The sequence below is a fragment of the Rhizobium sp. YS-1r genome (genome assembly GCF_000757525.1).
GTDB lineage: Bacteria > Pseudomonadota > Alphaproteobacteria > Rhizobiales > Rhizobiaceae > Neorhizobium > Neorhizobium petrolearium.
The window spans coordinates 48,693-66,303 of sequence record NZ_JPYQ01000024.1 but is presented as its reverse complement, the minus strand read 5'-3'; the positions used below and the strand labels follow the sequence as shown (position 1 = coordinate 66,303).

Below are 17,611 nucleotides of genomic sequence, written 5' to 3'. Positions count from 1 at the left end.
GGAGACTGATTGATTTTCCGTTCAGACGGGATGCGAAATCTAGCCTCGATGACAGGATTCTCGAAGCGGGCTCCGCACTCCCGAAGATGATCGTCCGACGGGTTATTTCCGCGCCTTCAGACCGTCCATCAGGAGTCCGATCAGGCGGTGCGACCGGTCGCGCCAATCGGGCGATTCGGGGATCGAATAGATGCTGGACAATGCATGCAGCAGGTCGGTCGTTTCGATGTCCGTGCGGATATAACCCTTCTCACCGGCGGTTTTGATGAGGCTTTCGAGTGCACCCCGGATCAGGCCGGTTCCTTCGGCAAACAGCGAGGAATTGGAGGTCATGAGGATGCGCAGGCTGTTGGCCATGCCGCGCTTGGTGGCGATGTACCCCACGAAACGGCGCATCCATTCTTCGAGCGCCACATCCGGCGCATGTCTTTCGGCGAGGTCGGATGCCGCCGCGGCCAGGCTCTCCAGCTCCCGGCGGTAGACGACTTCGACCAGATGCTCGCGCGTCGGAAAATGCCGGTAAAGCGTACCGATGCCAACGCCCGCCCGCCGTGCTATATCCTCCAGCGAGGTCTCGACGCCCTTTTCCTGAAAGGCTGCGGCCGCCATTTCGATCAGTTTGTCCCGATTGCGGCGGGCATCGGCGCGCAGTTTCGTCGGGGTCGTCGATGTTGTTTTCGGCGCGGCCGAGGCCAAAATCATGCTCCAGGCGGGTTGGGGACTTGACGAAAATCAGCCAGTCACTAGTTTAACCGGAGGCTCCTCCGTTTGAGCGGAGTGCCTTCCGCTTCTTAATCCAGAAGGGGGCCGGATGTCATGCCAAATGTGCCGGTGTTTCTCTCAAGATATCCATTTAGCGCGCCGGAGCCGGGCGGCCAGTCCATTCTGGATTCGGAATTTTGCATTCTCGTGACGATAGCAGGAGCTTATCATGACACGAACCATCCATCTTTCGCTCGACATCAACGGGAGGCGGCACGAGCTCGATGTCGAGCCGCGCGTCACCCTGCTCGACGCTTTGCGTGAGGAACTGGCGCTGACCGGCACCAAGAAAGGCTGCGATCAGGGCCAGTGCGGCGCCTGCACCTGCCATGTCGACGGCAAGCGCGTACTCTCCTGTCTGACGCTGGCTGCGCAGGTCGAGGGCCGGCAGATCACCACGATCGAGGGGCTTGCCGCCGAAAACGGCGACTTGCATCCCGTCCAGGCGGCTTTCATTGAAAACGACGCCTTTCAGTGCGGCTATTGCACGCCGGGACAGATCATGTCGGCGGTCGCCTGCATCCGCGAGGGCCATGCCGGTTCCGACGAGGAGATCCGCGAATACATGTCCGGCAATCTCTGTCGGTGCGGGGCCTATAACAGCATCGTCGCGGCGGTGCGCGAAGCGGCGGAGGCCGTCCGATGAGAGACTTCTCCTATTTCCGCGCTTCTTCCGTGGATGAGGCCCGCAATGCCGTGCTTCAGGCCGGCGGCGCACTTCTTGCCGGCGGCACGACGCTGCTCGATCTTGCCAAATGCGGCGTGGACGAACCCGAAACCGTCGTCGATATCACCCATCTCTCCGGTCTTGGCGAGATCAATGTCGATGCGAGCAGTGCCGTTATTGGTGCGCTTGCCAGGATGGGGGACGTCGCCGACCATCCGCAAATCCGGGCGGCATTCCCGGCGGTTGCCGAATCGCTCTCGCTTGCGGCTTCCGCCCAGCTTCGAAACATGGCGACGATCGGCGGCAATCTCCTGCAGAGGACGCGCTGTCCCTATTTCCGTGATCCAGCCACCTTTCCGGCCTGCAACAAGCGTAATCCCGGCTCCGGCTGCCCGGCGATCGGCGGGGTGACGCGCAACCACGCCGTCCTCGGCACCCGCAATGCCTGCATCGCCCCGTATCCCGGCGATCTCGCAGTCGCGCTCGTGGCCTTCGACGCCTTTGTCGATCTCGGCAGCCGCAAGGTGGCGGTCGACGATTTCTTCCTTCTGCCGGGCGATACGCCCGAAAACGAAACGGTGCTGAAACGTGGCGAGATGATCGTCGGCATCGGCATTCCTGCGTCTGCCGCAGCCAGGAACTCGATCTATCTCAAGGTTCGCGACCGGCAATCCTACGAATTCGCTGCGGCGAGCGCCGCTGTCGGTGTCGAACTCGAGGCGGACGGCAAGACGGTCCGCGACATTCGCGTTGCGCTCGGTGGCGTCGCCACCAAGCCGTGGCGCGCAAGAGCGGTCGAGCAGGCTCTCATCGGCAAGGCGCTTGACGTCGAAACCGTCGAGAAGGCCAGTGGTCTCGCCATGGAAGGGGCCGTCTCCCACGGCGGCAATCGCTACAAGATCGAACTTGCGCCGCGCGTCGTCGCTCGTGCCATCCTGAAAATGGCCCAGAATGTTGGAGGTCTCGCATGACCATCATGGAAACCCGCAAACATGGCGATGCCTCAGACGGTATGATCGGCGGCCGCCAGACTCGGTTCGAAGGGCAACTGAAGGTGACCGGGGCGGCAACCTATGCGCTGGAGTATCCGGTGGAAGGATTGGCGCATGCCGTGCTGGTGCAGAGCACGATCCCGGCCGGGCAAGTCGTCTCGATCGATACGTCGAAGGCGCTTGCGGCACCGGGCGTCCTTCTGGTGCTGACGCCGGAAGACGACCTTGGGCTCATGACTGCCTCCGACTGGCATGGCAATCGCCCCGAGAACCAACCCTATCATCCCCTGCCGCGCGAGGTCCGGTTCAACGGGGAATCGATCGCGGCAGTGGTCGCCGAAACCCGCGAACAGGCCGTTGAAGCTGCCAGGCTGCTCGACATCGTTTACGCGGAAGCTCCGTCGGTCGTCAGTCTTGACGATCCTAGTGCCGGTGAAGGCAAAGCCGTCGATATGCTGAACGTTGCCTGGGGTGATGCGGAAGCGGCGCTTGCCACCGCCCCCGTGATGATCGAGGCCGAGTACAGCACGCCGCGCGAATATCACGTGGCAATGGAGCCGCACGGGCTGACCGTGAAATGGGACGGCGATCAGCTCACCGTCTGGGAGCCGAGCCAGTGGTCGCATGGTATGGCGCGCAGCTATGCCGAATGGTTCGCCATCCCCTATGAGAACGTCCGGTTGATCTCGCCCTTCATCGGTGGGGGGTTCGGGTCGAAGGGGGCTGCGCTCGCCTATAGCGCGGTCGCCGCCTTCGCGGCTCGCAAGCTCGGGCGGCCGGTGAAGCTCGCGGTCACGCGGCCGCAGAACTTCACAAGCTATGGCGGCCGTGCCGCGACCAGGCAGACGATCAGGCTCGGGGCGACGGAAGACGGTGTTCTGCAGGCCATCGTCCATCGGGGTGCGAGCGAAACCTCCACCTATGCGGACTGGCCGGAGCAGACAGGCGCCGCCACTTCGATCCTCTACAAGGTCGGGAATTTCTCCTCCCAGCACAGGATCGTGCCGGTCAATACCGTGACGCCCGGTGCCCTTCGCGGCCCGGGCAAGAACCCGAGCGCCTACGGCATCGAATGCGCCATGGACGAGCTCGCCTGGAAGCTCGGCATGGACCCGCTGGACCTGCGGCTGAAGAATTATGCCGACCGCGACTACCAGTCGGGAAAGCCCTGGTCGACCCGCCGCCTGCGCGAAGCCCTCATGGAGGGTGCGGAAGCCTTCGGCTGGTCGAAACGCAGTCATCAGCCGCGCTCGATGCGGGAAGGCAGGACGTTGATCGGCTGGGGTATCGGCTGCGGAACCTTCCCGGTCATCCAGGCACCCAGCGAGGCGATGATCCGTATCCTCGGCAATGGTCGTGTCGAAGTCGTCAGCGGCGCGATTGACATGGGGCAGGGCACTTATACGATCCTTGCCCAGACCGCGGCCGATGTGTTCGGCGTGCCGGTCAGCCAGGTCGATGTGCAGCTCGGCGATTCCCGCCTGCCGGGCTCGGCGATCGCCGGTGGCTCGATGCTGGCGGGCTCTATACTGGGTGCCGTTCACAAGGCTGCCACGGCCGCACGAGACGAACTCATCGGGCTTGCACTCAGCGATGCCAACTCGCCGCTGCGTGACACCGGGGCGAACACGCTCACCTTCGGTGACGGGCGCATCAGCGTCCCGCGCGGCGAAGGTCCTTCGCTTACCCTGCCGGAGCTGATGGCCGCACTCGGCCGTGACGAACTGGAGATCCGCCGGAACACGCTGCCGGACGGTGCAACCGCCCAGGAGCACCACCAGGCTTGGACGACCATGGCAAAGGTGCGAGGACCGACCATGGGCGACTATTCCATGCACAGCTGGTGCGCCCATTTTGCCGAGGTTCGCGTTGATGAGGATTTCGGCACGGTGCGTGTCTCCCGCATGGCCTCCGCCTTCGATTGCGGGCGGCTCTACAATCCGCGGCTGGTGGAAAGCCAGTGGCGCGGCGGCATCATCATGGGTATCGGCCAGGCGCTTTTGGAAGAAGGCCTTGTCGACCAGCGGAACGGCCGGATGATGAACAGCAATGTGGGTGATTATCTGGTGCCGACCAATTCGGACATCCCAGACATCCAGGTGATCTCCGTCGGCGTGCCGGATTTCAACGCGTCGGCATTGGGCGGCAAGGGTGTGGGCGAGGTCGGTATCGTCGGCGTGGCACCTGCGATCGCCAATGCCGTCTTCCATGCGACCGGCAAACGCGTCCGCGACCTGCCGATCACGCTCGAAAAGCTGATCTGATCGATCCCGCGCATCCGGCACGTCGCCGGGTGCGCTCACCTTCCTTTCGGCATGTTCGACGCGCCGAGACTGCCGGCGAAACGTTCGGCCAATCGCTCCCTGCGAAAATGTTCGGTCACGAAATCGATGAAGACGCGGGTCTTCGCCGGCAGCAGCGTGCGGCTGGCATAGTAGAGCGAGATCGGCCCGACATCCGCATACCAGTCCGGCAGCAGGCGGATCAATTCGCCATTTTCCAGATGGGGCAGGGCATCCGGTACGGCGAGCATGGCGACGCCGAGGCCGAGGCATGCGGCACGTGCGATCGCCGCCGGATCGTTGAGTACGACCGTTCCGGTCAGGACGGCCGGCATTTCCTCGCCTTCGGCATTGCGCATGATCCATTGGCGGAGACGTCCGCTGTTGAGCGAACGCATGGAAATGCCGTCGAAGGCTGCGAGGCCCGCGGGGTCGAAGGGCTGCGTTCGATCCCTCACATAATCGGGCGACGCTACCGCGATGACATGTGCCGGACCAAGCGTGCGGGCGACAATGCCCGGCGTCAGTTCGAAGCCGCCGCCGATCGCTGCATCGTAACCCTCGGCGATCAGGTCCACCTGCCGGTTCTCGAACATCCATTCCGGGCGGATTCGCGGATACCGAGCCAGAAAATCCGGCAGCAGCGGCAGGATGTGCTGCGCGCCGAAATTCGGGCTCATGCTGACCTTCAGCACGCCGGACGGTTCTCCGCCTTCCGAAGATACTTCGGCAATCGCGGTCTGCAGCGCCTCAACGTGATCGCTCACCGCCGACAGGAATAGCTCACCGGCCTCCGTCAGCGTCAGGTTGCGGGTACTTCGCTGGAATAGCCGAACGCCGAGATTCCTCTCCAGCATCGCGACATTGCGGCTGACGGCCGCGGGCGTCAGCGCTAGGCGTCTGGCGGCTGCCGAAAAGCCGCCGAGTTCGGCACTGCGGATAAAGGATTCCAGGTTGGCGAGGCTTTCCATCAGACGATACTTTCAACGATTACTTGAAAATCATCCGCATTATTACCGTCTAATCAAGCGTCAATCCAGAGGCGATATTCCCGTCATCGAAACGATAAGGAGTATCGCACATGTCCACCACCTCTCATCCCCTCATCGGAAAGACGGCCCTCGTCGCCGGCGGCTCCCGCTCCATCGGCGCGGCGATCGCGGCTCCGCTCTACACATTCACCAAGGGGGCGATTTCCGGTTTCAACCGCAGCCTCGTGCGCGATCTCGGGCCGCGCGGCATCACCGTCAATACGGTGCATCCCGGCCCGACCGATACCGACATGAACCCCGACGGCGGTCCCGTTTCGAAAATCGTCGGTCCCGGCATGGCGATCGGCCGCTATGGCAAGGCGCATGAGATCGCCAGTGTCGTCGCTTTCCTCGCCAGCCCCGACGCCGCCTTCGTCACCGGTGCCGATATCGTCGCCGACGGCGGCTTCACCGCCTGAACGCCCATCTCGTTTCAAGAAGGATCAAGACCATGTCCATCGGTATCATCGGCGCCGGCAATATCGGCGCAGCCTTCGCCCGCGCGCTTGCCCGGAACGGTTTGCGTGCCACCATCGCCAACAGCCGCGGCCCGGCCTCGCTCGAAAAGCTGACGGGCGAGCTCTCGCCCTGGATTTCGGCGGGAACGATCGAGGAGGCCGCAAGCGCGGACATCGTGCTGGTCGCGGTTCCCTGGTCGAAACTGCCAAAGGCGCTTGCCGGCCTGCCGGACTGGAACGGCCGCATCGTCATCGACGCCAACAACCCGATCGAGGCGCCGCTCTTCAAGCCGGCCGAACTCAACGGCCGTCTGTCGAGCGAGGTGTTTGCCGGTCTCGTGCCCGGCGCCCGCGTGGTGAAGGCCTTCAACCACCTGCAGCCGCATCTGCTCTCCGGTGACCCGGCTGCGGAAGGCGGCATGCGCGTGCTCTTTTATTCGGGTGACGATGCCGCGGCAAAGGCGGAAGTCGGCCGGCTGATCGACAAGCTCGGTTTCTTCGGCATCGACCTCGGTCCGCTTTCCGTCGGCGGCAGGCTGGTGCAATTCCCCGGCGGCCGGCTGCCGGCGCTGAACCTCGTCAAGTTCGGCTAATCGTCCGAGTATCGCTCCTCTGACCAGGGATCGCCCCGCATATGGTAGCCATTGTTCTCCCAGAAGCCGGCGCTGTCCCGGTCGAGGAATTCGATCCGGTGGAGCCATTTCGCGCTCTTCCAGAAATAGAGATGCGGCACCACGAGGCGCACCGGCCCGCCGTGCTCCTCCGTCAACGGCTGGCCTTCCCAGCTATGGACGATGATCGCATCCGGCGACGCGAAATCCGAGAGAAGCAGGTTGGTTGTGTAGCCGTCATAACTTGTCAGCATCACCGCCATCGCTTCGTCCTTCGGATCGACGGCATCGAGGAAGTCGCGGGTGGAAACGCCTTTCCAGTTGTTGTCGTAGCGCGACCAGGTCGTCACGCAATGGATGTCGGAGCGCATTTCGCTTTGCGGAAGAGCCTGGAAGGCGGCCCAATCGAAGGTCTTCGGGTGGTTGACGAGGCCGCGCACGTCGAGCTTCCACTGGGAGGTCGAGATCCGTGGCTGCTGGCCGAGATCGAGCACCGGCCAGTTCTTGACCAGATGCTGGCCGGGCGGCAGGCGCTCGGTTTCGGGGCGGGACACGCGCCCGGTCAGGAACTTGCCCTCTCCGGCCCATTTCCGCTTGGTGATGGTGAGTTTCGAATCCTCAGGCTGAATATCGTCGGCCATCTACGGTTCTCCTTGCGTCCCTCGATATTCTGATAAACAAGAGGGACAAATCAATCGCCCATCTTTGAAAACCTTGTCCTGGACAATCATGCCTGCCTTCAATCCTCTTGTCGAAAAGCTTTCGCCGCCGCCCGTTCCATCCGTTTTCGCCTGGGGGCGTGCCTATCAAGGGGCGAAGGGGCCGCTGATCGATCTGTCGCAGGCGGTCCCGGGTTATCCCGCCCATCCGGACATGCTGAGACTGCTCGGCGAGACGGCGTCCTCCAGGGCGTTCACCGGCTACGGACCGATCGAGGGTGAAGCGGAGCTTCGGAATGCCTATGCCGAGCATGTCTCGCAAGTCTATGGCGCGAACGTGGGGTCGGAGAACATCCACATCACGTCGGGCTGCAATCAGGCCTTCGTCTGTGCCGCGATGACGGTTGCCGGTCCGGGCAACACGGTCCTGATGACGGAGCCCTTCTATTTCAACCACGAGACCACGCTTGCCATGATGGGCATCAAGACCGCCTTCGTGGCTTGCGATGCGGCAAACGGCTTCCTGCCGGATCTAGCGCGTCTTGAAGCCGCAATCACCGGCGACGTTCGGGCGCTGGCGCTCGTGTCGCCCAACAATCCGACCGGGGCGATCTACCCGCCGCCGCTTCTGGACGCGGTCTTCAGGTTGTGCCGGCAAAAAGGCATCTGGCTCATCCTCGACGAAACCTATCGCGACTTCATGCCGGAGGCCGGCAAGGCGCCGCATGGACTTTTCATCCTCGACGGCTGGGAGGATACGCTGATCAGCCTTTACAGCTTTTCGAAATCCTTCTGCATTCCGGGCCACCGGCTGGGCGCAATCACCGCCGGCTCGACGGTTGTGGAGCAGGTCGCCAAGATCATGGACAACCTGCAGATCTGTGCGCCCCGCGCCGCCCAGGCGGCTGTCGCAAGGGCGTTGCCTCTTCTCGCCGGCTGGCGCGAGGAGAACCGGCAGGAGATCGGCCGCCGCGCGGACGCGCTGAAAGCGGTGATGCGTTCACTCAACGACTGGAAGCTCGATGCGATCGGCGCGTATTTTGCTTTCGTGCGTCATCCCTTCCGCGGCGTAGGCTCTGCGGAGGTGGCGGAGAAGCTTGCCCGGGAGGCGGGTATCATCTGCATTCCCGGCGCCTATTTCGGCGAAAACCAGCAGGATTACCTGCGGTTTGCCTTCGCCAATGCCGACGTTCCGACGATCGGCCTTCTGGAGGAACGTTTGCGGAACTTTACCCTGTCATAAGGCGGGCGGTCGTTCTATAAGCGGGAGCATGGTTCAAAGAGCAGGCAGCGCCGATCTTCCGCTTCACGGCGGCCGGGTTCCCCGGTGGCTCGGCGAGCGCATGACGAAACTCGGCGCGATCATCGCGCAGGCGATCGTCATCGAATACGGCCGCGACGAGTTCATGCGGCGGCTGGCGCATCCCTTCTGGTTCCAGTCCTTCGGCTGCGTCATGGGCATGGACTGGCATTCGTCCGGCATCACCACCAGCGTTATCGGCGCACTGAAGCGCGGGCTGACGCCGCTTTCCGGCGAACTCGGCATCCATGTTTGCGGCGGACGCGGCCAGAATTCCAGGCAGACGCCCGGCGAGCTCATGGCGATCGGCGACCGTGTGGGTTTCGACGGCGAGGGTCTGGCGACCGTCAGCCGGCTCGTCGCCAAGGTGGACAGTGCTGCGGTTCAGGACGGGTTCGATCTTTACCTGCACGGCTTCATCGTCGCCGACGACGGCAAATGGGTCGTGGTGCAGCAGGGCATGAACGGCGACAAGCGGCAGGCCCGGCGCTATCACTGGATTTCTGAAGGGATCACCAGCTTCGTCGATTCTCCGCATGCAGCGATCGAAGGCCGCAAACAGGGCAAGATCGTCAACCTCGCCGACCGGCGTGCGGATGCATCCCGCAAGGGCCAGCTCGACCTGCTCACCTCGCTCGGGCCGGACCGGATCGTGCGAGAGGTGATCGCGCTCGATCCCCCGTCAAAGGCGAAAGATATCGCTCAGCCGCTGCTGCCGCATCTCATCATGCCAGCGCATCATGATGTGCGCGAGGAAGACGTCAACATGAAGCGGCTGCACGGCACGCTTGCCGCCGCGGCCGATCGGGGGCCTCAGGATTTCGAACAATTGCTGCTCACGCCGGGTGTCGGCGCCCGCACGGTCAAAGCGCTCGCCATGGTCGCCGAAGTGGTGCATGGGGCGCCCTGCCGCTTCTCCGATCCGGCGCGGTTCTCGCTTGCGCATGGCGGCAAGGACCGGGAACCGTTCCCCGTGCCGATCAAGGTCTATGACGAGACGATCCGCGTAATGAAATCGGCCGTCGGCAAGGCGAGGCTCGGCCGCGACGAGGAGTTGCAGGCGCTCAAGCGGCTGGATGACCAGGCCCGCCAGCTCGAACGCTACGTCACCGGCCCGGACCTCAAGGAGATCGTCGCCGGAGAATTCCACCACTCGCATGAATGGGGCGGCCGCAGCGTTTTCGGCTTCGAGCCGCCGCCGGAGAACAAGGCTGAAAAGCGTGGCGGTTGAGAACCGTCAGGCGCGCTTTTCCTCTGCCGAGACAAGGCGGCCGGCGAGTTCGCCGACACGCCCCATGGCGACTGCGAGCACGTCTTCCGGCACCGTCAGCGAGACGCGCAGGAAGCCGGCCGCCTGATCACCGAAGGAGGTGCCGGGCATCACCGCGACCTTCTCCTGATGCAAGAGTTCCCAGGCGAACTCCTCGCCGTTGAGGCCGGTTGCCGTGACATCGAGAAGAACGAACATTCCGCCTTCCGGCGGCATGGGCTTGATCAGGTTGCTGCCTGCAAAGGCCTTTTCGACGATCTCTGCGCGACGACGATAGTTCTCGCGCATCACGTCTGCCGTTTCGAAATGCTGCGAGAGTGCCATGGCCGTCATGTCGGAGATGAACGGCTGGACGCCGAACAGCATGGTTTCCGAGACCGGTAGCAGCTTTTCGCAGAATTCTTCGGGACCGGCGGCCCAGCCGCTGCGGAAGCCCGGAGCGGCATGCGACTTCGAGATGGACGAGACGACAATGGTGCGCTCGGCAAGTTCTGGAATATCGAAGGGTGAGGCGAAGGGGGTGCCTTCAAAGATCAGTTGCTCATAGACCTCGTCGCAGACGATCCAGAGATCGTGGCGGCGGCAGACGTCGCCGATTGCGGCGATCTCGGCGGCGGTCAGCACTGCGCCGGTCGGGTTATGCGGGGTGTTGAGGAGCAGCACACGGGCTTCCGGGGTGATCGCCCGTTTCAGGTCTTCGGCCTGCAGGTGGAATTTCTTCTCCGGGCGGAGCGGAACCGGGATCATATGGGCGCCGGTCGAGGCGATGACGCCTTCGTAGGTAGCATAAAGCGGGTCACCGACGAGCACGCCGTCGCCGGCTTCGGCAAGGCCGGTCATGACGCTGTAAAGCGCGGTCTGGGTGCCGGGAAAGCAGAGGAAGTTCTTCTCGGTGACGTCCGGTCGGCGTTTCGAATATTTCCGGACCAGTGCTTCCAGGATCGACGGTTCACCGCGACCGTTTGAATAGCGGGTGCGGCCGGCATACATCGCACGCGCCGCTTCATCGAGCAGCGCCTTGTCCGGCGCCACGTCGGGCTCGCCGATCGTGAGCTCGATGATCTCCTCGCCGGCTGCCTTCATGCGGCGGGCGGCCAGATGGACGGCCCAGCGGCCGGAGCCGAGATGAGCGAGACGGTCGGTGATCGAGGCATAACGCATCGGTATTTCCTTTTCTTGTCGTTATTCGTCTGAAAGCCCGCCCGGCTGGAGATGCAAAAGCGCCTCCACCGAACTCAGCGCATTCTCGGCCAATTCCCTGTCTGCGAACATGTCTGCGGCCAATGTTCCTTCGAGCCATAGGCCGTCGACCAGTGCGCTCAGCGAAATCGCATATCTGCGGCATTGGTCCGAACTTACAGGACGTTGCTCCTCCTTGAAGAAGGCGGTGAGCAGGGTTTCCAGCGCTTCGAGAAAGGCCAGATAGTTCTCGCGATGGGTGGCGGCAAAGCTCGGATCGATCTGGATATGGCTGATGAAGGCGGCCCAGAGCGAAAGCGTGCGCGGATCGGTCACCGGCGGCGTGACATTGGCGACGATGAAGCGGCGCAGCCGCGCCTTGGCCGTTTCGCCCTCGATGGCCGCCGCGATCGCGGCTTCCGTCATGCCGGTCATCACCTTGCGGTAGGCGGCCTGCAGCATCTGGTCCTTGCCGGTGAAATAATGCCGGATCAGCCCTCCCGTCACGCCGGCACGCGTGGCGATCTGGCGGACCGTGGCGCCCTGGATGCCGGACTCGGCGATGCAGTCGAGGGTTGCGGTGATCAGATCCTCGCGCCGCTCGGCCTCGCTGGCGCGATAATAAGTCCGTCGGTTCTCCGTCATCGCCGGGTCTCGTCCGGATGACGTATCAGAACACGCAACAAAGACGTCGACATGGCCCGCGAGCCGTAGGCGTTCATAAAGATATCCCTCGGGAAAACGGAAGCGGACCTTTTCGGCTGCTCCGAATTCGGGCCGCTCTTTTCGGATTTGATTGTTATTATACGATTGGATAATTGCCGCACAAGTGCCGATCTCTTCCAGCACGCAGCGCCCGATCACCAATCTCCCCGAAAAGCCAAGATATCATCAGGTTTCAGGGAGCCTTATTAAGGGATCGTATACCATAGGTTCACAATATGGCGCCCGTACATTTCGTACGGATAGTGCACTGCGGAACGGGGGCTTTGCAGAATGTCGTCGGCTGAAGAGAAACGAGAATTGCAGAAGCGCCTGGATTTCGTCGGGCTGGACCAGGAGGCGCGTGCCACGCTTCGCCGACTGGATCCGGTCATCAGCGCCAGCTTGGCACCGGGGCTCGATGCCTTCTACAAAAAGGTCCAATCGACACCGGAAGTTGCCGGCTTCTTTTCGAACAAGGCGCATATGGATGCCGCCAAGAAGCGCCAGATGAACCATTGGCGCGTCGTCGGCGAAGCGAAATACGACGAACACTATGTGGAAGGCGTCCGCGCGGTCGGTGCTGCGCATGCCCGTACCGGTCTTGATCCGCGCTGGTATATCGGCGGCTATGCGTTGATCGTAGAGCACTTGATCCATGCGGTAATGGCGGCCAACTGGCCGTCCCGCTTCGGCCGCAGCAATTCCGAAAAGCTTGCCAAGGAAATCAGCACGCTCGTCAAGGCAGCGATGCTCGACATGGATTATTCGATCTCCGCCTATCTCGATATCCTTGCCGCAGAGCGCCGTAAGGCAGAGGAGGCAAAGCAGGCGGCCGAGCGGGAGCAGAATATCGCGCTTCAGGCGCTGGACGACGTTTTGAAGGGGCTTTCCGTTGGTGATCTGGAAAGCCGGCTTTCCACCGACCTGCCGTCAAATTTCGTCCGCATGGCTGAGGATTACAACAACAGCGCCGAGAAGCTGCGCCTGACGATGGCAACGGTCCGCCAATCCGGTGAGGAAATCCTCACCAGCACCAATGCGATCACCCAGGCTTCCAAGGATCTTGCCCGGCGAACGGAAGAGCAGGCGCAGGGACTGGAGGAAAGCTCGGCGACGCTGCACCAGCTCACACAAAGCGTTTCCGGCACCGCCGAGGGCGCCGGCAAGGCGGCCGCTGCCGTCGATGTCGCGCTGTCGGAAGCACGAGCTTCGGGTCCGGTGGTCAAGCAGGCAGTCGCGGCGATGGGAGAGATCGAACGCTCATCCGACGAGATCTCCAAGATCATCGGTGTCATCGACGAGATCGCCTTCCAGACCAATCTCCTGGCGCTCAATGCGGGCGTCGAGGCAGCCCGCGCTGGAGAAGCGGGACGGGGTTTTGCCGTCGTGGCGCAGGAGGTGCGGGCACTCGCCCAACGTTGCGCCGATGCAGCCAAGGAGATCAAGGACCTGATTTCCGACAGTTCCCGTCAGGTTCAGGCGGGCGTCGACCTCGTCAACAATGCCGGCACGGCTTTGAGCCAGATCACAGACCGCATCGACGACATCAATGCCATTGTGAAGACCATCGCTACGGAAGCCGGGCACCAATCCCTCGGCCTCCGCGAGGTCAACGGCGCTTTAAGCCACATGGACAAGCTCACCCAGGAGAATTCCGCCATGGTGCAGGAAACCTTCGGACGGACTTCGGATCTTCGGGATGCGGTGGAACGGCTGGTGACGGCGTTGCGTGGCTTCAAGACCCGCAGCCTGGAGCGGCTTGGGCGCGATCGTCAACAGCGGGAAGAGGAAAGCCGCCGCGTCGCCTGACGTCCACTATTGCGACCTATGGGGCGCGTCGGCCCCTTGATATGCGTCAGCGCCTTCCGCCGGCCATTCGGATAGCATCCGGCCTGCCTCGCAGGATCAGCATCGATATTGCACCGAAGATGGGCCCGACCGCGAGCAGCATGAAAGTCCAGCGCCAGCCGCCCAGCAGTTCCGCGAGATGCGGCATCAGCCAGATCATGAAGATGGTGAGCGCAAAACCCATGCCCATCTGCAGGGAAAGCGCGGTGCCGACATATTTCTGATCGGCGAGTTCCGTCACGGCAGCGGAGAACTGTGCAGAATCCCCGATGATCGAGATCCCCCAGACGATCACGACGAGTGTCAGCAGCCAGGGTGGCCCGTCGAAGACGAAGCCGATCAGCAGGGCGCAGGTGCCGGAGACGATCATCAGGCCGGCGGTGGTGGCGGTGCGGCCGAAGCGGTCCGACAAGAGGCCCCCGGCGAAGCAGCCGATGACGCCCGAGGCCACGGCAACGAAGGTCAAAAGCGAGGCCTGGCTGTTGATGTCGCTGCCGCCGTCGAGTGCGGCGGTCAGATAAGCGAGCAGCCAGGCCCACATGGCGTAAAGCTCCCACATATGCCCGAGATAGCCACCGTTCACCAAAAGCAGATTGCGGTCTTTCAGTACCCGGCCGATCTGAGCCGGGTCGAACAAGGCCTTGCCGAACGGGTATGGCCCTTCCCGTGTGCAGGCGAGGAAGACCATGGCGCCGATCAGCGTTGCGCTGCTCGAAAGCAGGACGACATATTGCCAGGCGATGGCGGACGACATGCCACGGAAGAGATGCGGCAGCGACGAGCCTGCGGTGATGGCGCCGATAACCCCGGCAAGTGCCAGCCCCCGGCCGGAGATGAACCAGGTCGAGACGAGCTTCAGCGCCGGCGGATAAACGCCGGCGAGCGCAAAGCCGGTGACCATGCGACAGAGGACAGCACCGAATGGGCCGGGTTCCAGAAGGATCGCGGCATTGGAGAGCGCCGCGAGCAGAGCCGAACCAGCCATCAGCCGGTTCATGCGGACCAAGTCGGGCAGGTTGAAGAAGCTCGCCGATAGCGCTCCAATGACAAAACCGATCTGCACTCCGTTGGTGAGCCATGCAGCCGTGCTTTCGGAAAGCGACCAGGCGTGTTTGAGGTCCGGCGCGATGGCGTTCGCCGAAAACCAGGTGGAGAAGGACAGGACGACCGCAAGGCACAGCAGGGAAAGCATGCGCCAGCGGCCTTCGGCCTGAAGTTCCAGGGACTTCGCTGTCGTCATCATCTCACCCCGTCATGCGATATTTCGTGGCCATGTGCCGGTTCGGTAGCCGCGGTGTTCCAAACAGCTTTTCACGGAACGTGCCGTCGCGATAGCTCGTCTTGTAGAGGCCGCGCTCCTGCAGGATCGGGATCACGAGCGCGATGATATCGTTGAAACACTCCGGCACAACGGTGCGCGACAGGTTGAAACCGTCGACGCCGGCCTGTTCCGCCCAGGTGACGAGGGTGTCGGCGATCTGTTCGGCGGAGCCGATCATCGGTGCCTGACGGCTGCCGAGCACCATCTGTTCCAGGAGCTTGCGCCTGGTCCATTGCGGTCCGACGGTGCGGGTCATGGCTTCGATGTTCGAGACAATCGCCGAACTCTTGCCTGTTTCGATCGGCTCGTCGAGATCGTATTTGGCAAGATCGATGCCGAGCGAACCCGCGGCATGCACGAGTGCGCCTTCGGAACTCACATAGGCACGATAGTCCTCGAATTTCTCCTGCGCCTCCTTCTCCGTGCGGCCGGTGACGATGGTTGCGCCCATGAACACCTTCACGTCGTCCGCCCTGCGGCCATATTCGACGGCGCGGGCGCGGATGTCGTCGACGATATCCTTCACGCCTTCGATCTTCTGGCCGTTGACAAAAACGCATTCGGCATGTGTCGCCGCGAATTGTCGGCCGCGCGTCGAGGAGCCCGCCTGGTAGAGGACCGGGGTCCGCTGCGGTGACGGCTCGCAGAGGTGGATCGCGTCGATGCGGTACTGTTTGCCGCGATGATGGATCTTATGGACCTTTTCGGGATGAGCATAAAGATGGCTCTGACGGTCGAAGATGACCGCGTCATCCTCCCAGCTTCCCTCCCAGAGCCTGTACATCACCTCCATATATTCGTCCGCAAGATCATAGCGGTCGTCATGAGCGGCCTGCGTATCAAGGCCGATCGCCTTTGCGGCGCTGTCGAGATAGCCGGTTACGATATTCCAGCCGATACGTCCGCCGGTCAGGTGATCAAGCGTCGACATGCGTCGGGCAAAGAGGAAAGGCGGCTCATAAGTCAGGTTGGCGGTAACACCGAACGAAAGGTGTTCTGTGACGGCGGCCATGGCCGGCACCAGCATCATCGGATCGTTGACCGGCACCTGCACCGCATGCTTCAGCGCTGCGGCATTGCTGCCGCCATAGACATCGTTGACGCCGACGACATCGGCCAGGAAAATGCCGTCGAACAGGCCGGCTTCCAGGATCTTCGCGTAGTCTGTCCAGTAGCGCAGTTCGGCGTATCGATGCGACTGGTCACGAGGATGCGCCCATAGCCCTTGCTGAATATGGCCGACACAGTTCATGTCAAAAGCGTTGAAACGGATTTCGCGCGTCCCATTATTCCCCATGACACACTTCCCTTTATTCTCGTTGCGGACGGGTCTTGTCTCTTATATGATTTAAACGTCCACTATAAAAGACGATTGACGAAAGGCAAGCAGCTTTGCAGCAGGTGCAGAAGGACCCGGTTCAGGCGATTGCCATGCGGGTGAAGATCGAGCGGGAAGCGCGCGGTTGGTCGCTTGCGGAGCTTGCGGAACGTTCCGGAGTCTCCAAGGCGATGATCAGCAAGATCGAGCGCTGCGAGGCAAGTCCGACGGCGACCGTGCTCGGCCGGCTTTCCGGTGCCTTCGGCCTGCCGCTTTCGGTGTTGCTGGCCCTGGCGGAGCGGGTACAGGAGCGCATTGCCCCGCAAGCGGAACAACCGGTCTGGACCGACCCGGAAACCGGTTACACGCGCCGGGCCGTCTCACCGCCGAATTCCATGCTGGAGCTTATCGATGTCTCGCTGCCGCCGGGCGTGCGCGTGCCTTATCCCGCCGCGGCCTTCGCTTTCCAGCACCAGCAGATCTGGGTGCTTTCGGGGCGGCTCGATTTTCAGGAAGGGACGGCGCTGCATCATCTTTCCGAGGGTGATTGCCTGCTGCTCGGTCCGCCGTCCGATTGCGTCTTCTTCAATCCGGGCAAGGCCCCGACGCGCTACGTGGTGGCGCTGACGAGACGCTGAGACGGGCCTTGCAAAGAAAAAGCGCTTCCCGCACAGGGGAAGCGCCAGTTGGGGAGGGTACTTATGACGCTGTCGGCCGCGTGGAGGTTCGTCGTCCGACACGCCGTGAACACATAGTCGTGAATTTTGTTCCATTTGGGATTTCGATCTCGTGTTCGCAAAAGGAACAATCCCCGGCGGCGTCGGTTCTGCAATCGACCAACAGGGAGAACGAAAGCGATGAGCAAAGCCGTAGAGACCATGGACCACACTGAAATCCGTCAGTGGATCGAAGAACGCGGCGGTCACCCGGCCCGCGTCAAGGGCGCCGGGGAAGGCGGCATCCTGCGTGTCGACTTCGGCAAGCCGGAGGAAGCGCTGGAGAAGATCGAATGGAACGACTTCTTCTCGATCTTCGACAAGAACAAACTCGCCTTCCTTTATCAGGACGAGACGGAGGCCGGAAAGACCAGCCGCTTCAACAAGTTCGTATCCCGGACGAAGCACTGAGCGAACCGCAGTTCCATGCTGCAGCCGCGAGCATGAAAGCGAACATTGCAAGGATGGCGGCGTCTGGTGCTGCATATCGGA

General features: G+C 62.5%; 16 protein-coding genes and 1 pseudogene. 10 read left to right on the top strand and 7 right to left on the bottom strand.

Annotation, left to right across the window (positions count from 1 at the left end):
- Positions 1–102: 102 nt before the first annotated feature.
- A complete protein-coding gene (locus JL39_RS16395; protein ID WP_200883967.1) occupies positions 103–702 on the bottom strand; it encodes a TetR/AcrR family transcriptional regulator in 600 nt (199 codons plus the stop codon).
- 229 nt (positions 703–931) lie between these two features.
- Between JL39_RS16395 and JL39_RS16390 the strand changes: the two genes are divergently transcribed.
- Genes JL39_RS16390 through JL39_RS16380 form a run of 3 tightly spaced genes read left to right on the top strand, consistent with a single transcriptional unit; the run spans position 932 to position 4,685 of the window.
- Positions 932–1,408: a (2Fe-2S)-binding protein gene (locus tag JL39_RS16390; protein ID WP_037152692.1), complete on the top strand. Its 477-nt coding sequence runs from the start codon at positions 932–934 to the stop codon at positions 1,406–1,408.
- Complete coding sequence (locus JL39_RS16385) at positions 1,405–2,400, top strand: xanthine dehydrogenase family protein subunit M (RefSeq protein ID WP_037152691.1); 996 nt, start codon at positions 1,405–1,407, stop codon at positions 2,398–2,400. Before JL39_RS16390 ends, JL39_RS16385 begins: the two co-directional genes overlap by 4 nt.
- Positions 2,397–4,685 (top strand): xanthine dehydrogenase family protein molybdopterin-binding subunit, encoded by a 2,289-nt coding sequence (locus JL39_RS16380; RefSeq protein WP_037152689.1) that lies wholly within the window; start codon positions 2,397–2,399, stop codon positions 4,683–4,685. The genes JL39_RS16385 and JL39_RS16380 overlap by 4 nt, the downstream gene beginning before the upstream one ends.
- 35 nt (positions 4,686–4,720) lie before the next feature.
- Here the strand turns inward: JL39_RS16380 and JL39_RS16375 are convergent, their stop codons facing one another.
- Positions 4,721–5,674 carry a LysR family transcriptional regulator gene (locus JL39_RS16375; protein ID WP_037152686.1) on the bottom strand — a complete coding sequence of 318 codons (954 nt, stop codon included), beginning with the start codon at positions 5,672–5,674 and terminating at the stop codon, positions 4,721–4,723.
- 197 nt (positions 5,675–5,871) lie between these two features.
- On the opposite strand from JL39_RS16375, the pseudogene JL39_RS16370 reads away from it, so the two are divergent.
- Positions 5,872–6,153 (top strand): annotated as a pseudogene (locus tag JL39_RS16370) (SDR family oxidoreductase); the annotation flags it as partial.
- Positions 6,150–6,785, top strand: coding sequence for an NAD(P)-binding domain-containing protein (locus tag JL39_RS16365; RefSeq protein WP_081952867.1), 636 nt, complete (start codon positions 6,150–6,152; stop codon positions 6,783–6,785). The pseudogene JL39_RS16370 and the gene JL39_RS16365, both read left to right, overlap by 4 nt.
- Here JL39_RS16365 and JL39_RS16360 read toward each other — a convergent pair.
- Positions 6,782–7,444, bottom strand: coding sequence for a sulfite oxidase-like oxidoreductase (locus JL39_RS16360; RefSeq protein ID WP_037152682.1), 663 nt, complete (start codon positions 7,442–7,444; stop codon positions 6,782–6,784). The two genes, JL39_RS16365 and JL39_RS16360, sit on opposite strands and share 4 nt — an antisense overlap.
- Positions 7,445–7,532: 88 nt before the next feature.
- On the opposite strand from JL39_RS16360, the gene JL39_RS16355 reads away from it, so the two are divergent.
- Together JL39_RS16355 and JL39_RS16350 are read left to right on the top strand one after the other, a co-directional pair.
- Positions 7,533–8,705 carry an aminotransferase gene (locus JL39_RS16355; RefSeq protein ID WP_037152679.1) on the top strand — a complete coding sequence of 391 codons (1,173 nt, stop codon included), beginning with the start codon at positions 7,533–7,535 and terminating at the stop codon, positions 8,703–8,705.
- A gap of 28 nt (positions 8,706–8,733) precedes the next feature.
- Entirely contained in the window at positions 8,734–9,993 is a 1,260-nt protein-coding gene (locus JL39_RS16350) for a DUF763 domain-containing protein (protein WP_037152677.1), read from the top strand.
- A 6-nt stretch (positions 9,994–9,999) separates the two neighbouring features.
- Here the strand turns inward: JL39_RS16350 and JL39_RS16345 are convergent, their stop codons facing one another.
- Both JL39_RS16345 and JL39_RS16340 read right to left on the bottom strand, forming a co-directional pair.
- Positions 10,000–11,193 (bottom strand): pyridoxal phosphate-dependent aminotransferase, encoded by a 1,194-nt coding sequence (locus JL39_RS16345; RefSeq protein WP_037152674.1) that lies wholly within the window; start codon positions 11,191–11,193, stop codon positions 10,000–10,002.
- 21 nt (positions 11,194–11,214) lie between these two features.
- The gene (locus JL39_RS16340) at positions 11,215–11,856 is read right to left on the bottom strand and encodes a TetR family transcriptional regulator C-terminal domain-containing protein (RefSeq protein ID WP_037153651.1); all 642 of its coding nucleotides are present in this window, start codon (positions 11,854–11,856) and stop codon (positions 11,215–11,217) included.
- A gap of 351 nt (positions 11,857–12,207) precedes the next feature.
- Between JL39_RS16340 and JL39_RS16335 the strand changes: the two genes are divergently transcribed.
- On the top strand, positions 12,208–13,725 hold the full coding sequence (locus JL39_RS16335) for a globin-coupled sensor protein (protein ID WP_037152672.1): 1,518 nt from the start codon (positions 12,208–12,210) through the stop codon (positions 13,723–13,725).
- 46 nt (positions 13,726–13,771) lie between these two features.
- Here the strand turns inward: JL39_RS16335 and JL39_RS16330 are convergent, their stop codons facing one another.
- Together JL39_RS16330 and JL39_RS16325 are read right to left on the bottom strand one after the other, a co-directional pair.
- Complete coding sequence (locus tag JL39_RS16330) at positions 13,772–15,007, bottom strand: MFS transporter (protein ID WP_348270567.1); 1,236 nt, start codon at positions 15,005–15,007, stop codon at positions 13,772–13,774.
- 1 nt (position 15,008) lies between these two features.
- Positions 15,009–16,382: an LLM class flavin-dependent oxidoreductase gene (locus JL39_RS16325; protein ID WP_037152669.1), complete on the bottom strand. Its 1,374-nt coding sequence runs from the start codon at positions 16,380–16,382 to the stop codon at positions 15,009–15,011.
- 95 nt (positions 16,383–16,477) lie between these two features.
- Between JL39_RS16325 and JL39_RS16320 the strand changes: the two genes are divergently transcribed.
- Together JL39_RS16320 and JL39_RS16315 are read left to right on the top strand one after the other, a co-directional pair.
- Positions 16,478–17,041: an XRE family transcriptional regulator gene (locus JL39_RS16320; protein WP_037152664.1), complete on the top strand. Its 564-nt coding sequence runs from the start codon at positions 16,478–16,480 to the stop codon at positions 17,039–17,041.
- 219 nt (positions 17,042–17,260) lie between these two features.
- The gene (locus JL39_RS16315; RefSeq protein WP_037152661.1) at positions 17,261–17,530 is read left to right on the top strand and encodes a hypothetical protein; all 270 of its coding nucleotides are present in this window, start codon (positions 17,261–17,263) and stop codon (positions 17,528–17,530) included.
- Positions 17,531–17,611: the final 81 nt, after the last annotated feature.

What these genes read in the sequence shown, in the direction of transcription:
- JL39_RS16395 (WP_200883967.1), bottom strand. Translation starts at nt 702, where the DNA reads ATGATTTTGGCCTCGGCCGCGCCGAAAACAACATCGACGACCCCGACG.
- JL39_RS16390 (WP_037152692.1), top strand. Translation starts at nt 932, where the DNA reads ATGACACGAACCATCCATCTTTCGCTCGACATCAACGGGAGGCGGCAC.
- JL39_RS16385 (WP_037152691.1), top strand. Translation starts at nt 1,405, where the DNA reads ATGAGAGACTTCTCCTATTTCCGCGCTTCTTCCGTGGATGAGGCCCGC.
- JL39_RS16380 (WP_037152689.1), top strand. Translation starts at nt 2,397, where the DNA reads ATGACCATCATGGAAACCCGCAAACATGGCGATGCCTCAGACGGTATG.
- JL39_RS16375 (WP_037152686.1), bottom strand. Translation starts at nt 5,674, where the DNA reads ATGGAAAGCCTCGCCAACCTGGAATCCTTTATCCGCAGTGCCGAACTC.
- JL39_RS16360 (WP_037152682.1), bottom strand. Translation starts at nt 7,444, where the DNA reads ATGGCCGACGATATTCAGCCTGAGGATTCGAAACTCACCATCACCAAG.
- JL39_RS16355 (WP_037152679.1), top strand. Translation starts at nt 7,533, where the DNA reads ATGCCTGCCTTCAATCCTCTTGTCGAAAAGCTTTCGCCGCCGCCCGTT.
- JL39_RS16350 (WP_037152677.1), top strand. Translation starts at nt 8,734, where the DNA reads ATGGTTCAAAGAGCAGGCAGCGCCGATCTTCCGCTTCACGGCGGCCGG.
- JL39_RS16345 (WP_037152674.1), bottom strand. Translation starts at nt 11,193, where the DNA reads ATGCGTTATGCCTCGATCACCGACCGTCTCGCTCATCTCGGCTCCGGC.
- JL39_RS16340 (WP_037153651.1), bottom strand. Translation starts at nt 11,856, where the DNA reads ATGACGGAGAACCGACGGACTTATTATCGCGCCAGCGAGGCCGAGCGG.
- JL39_RS16335 (WP_037152672.1), top strand. Translation starts at nt 12,208, where the DNA reads ATGTCGTCGGCTGAAGAGAAACGAGAATTGCAGAAGCGCCTGGATTTC.
- JL39_RS16330 (WP_348270567.1), bottom strand. Translation starts at nt 15,007, where the DNA reads ATGATGACGACAGCGAAGTCCCTGGAACTTCAGGCCGAAGGCCGCTGG.
- JL39_RS16325 (WP_037152669.1), bottom strand. Translation starts at nt 16,382, where the DNA reads ATGGGGAATAATGGGACGCGCGAAATCCGTTTCAACGCTTTTGACATG.
- JL39_RS16315 (WP_037152661.1), top strand. Translation starts at nt 17,261, where the DNA reads ATGAGCAAAGCCGTAGAGACCATGGACCACACTGAAATCCGTCAGTGG.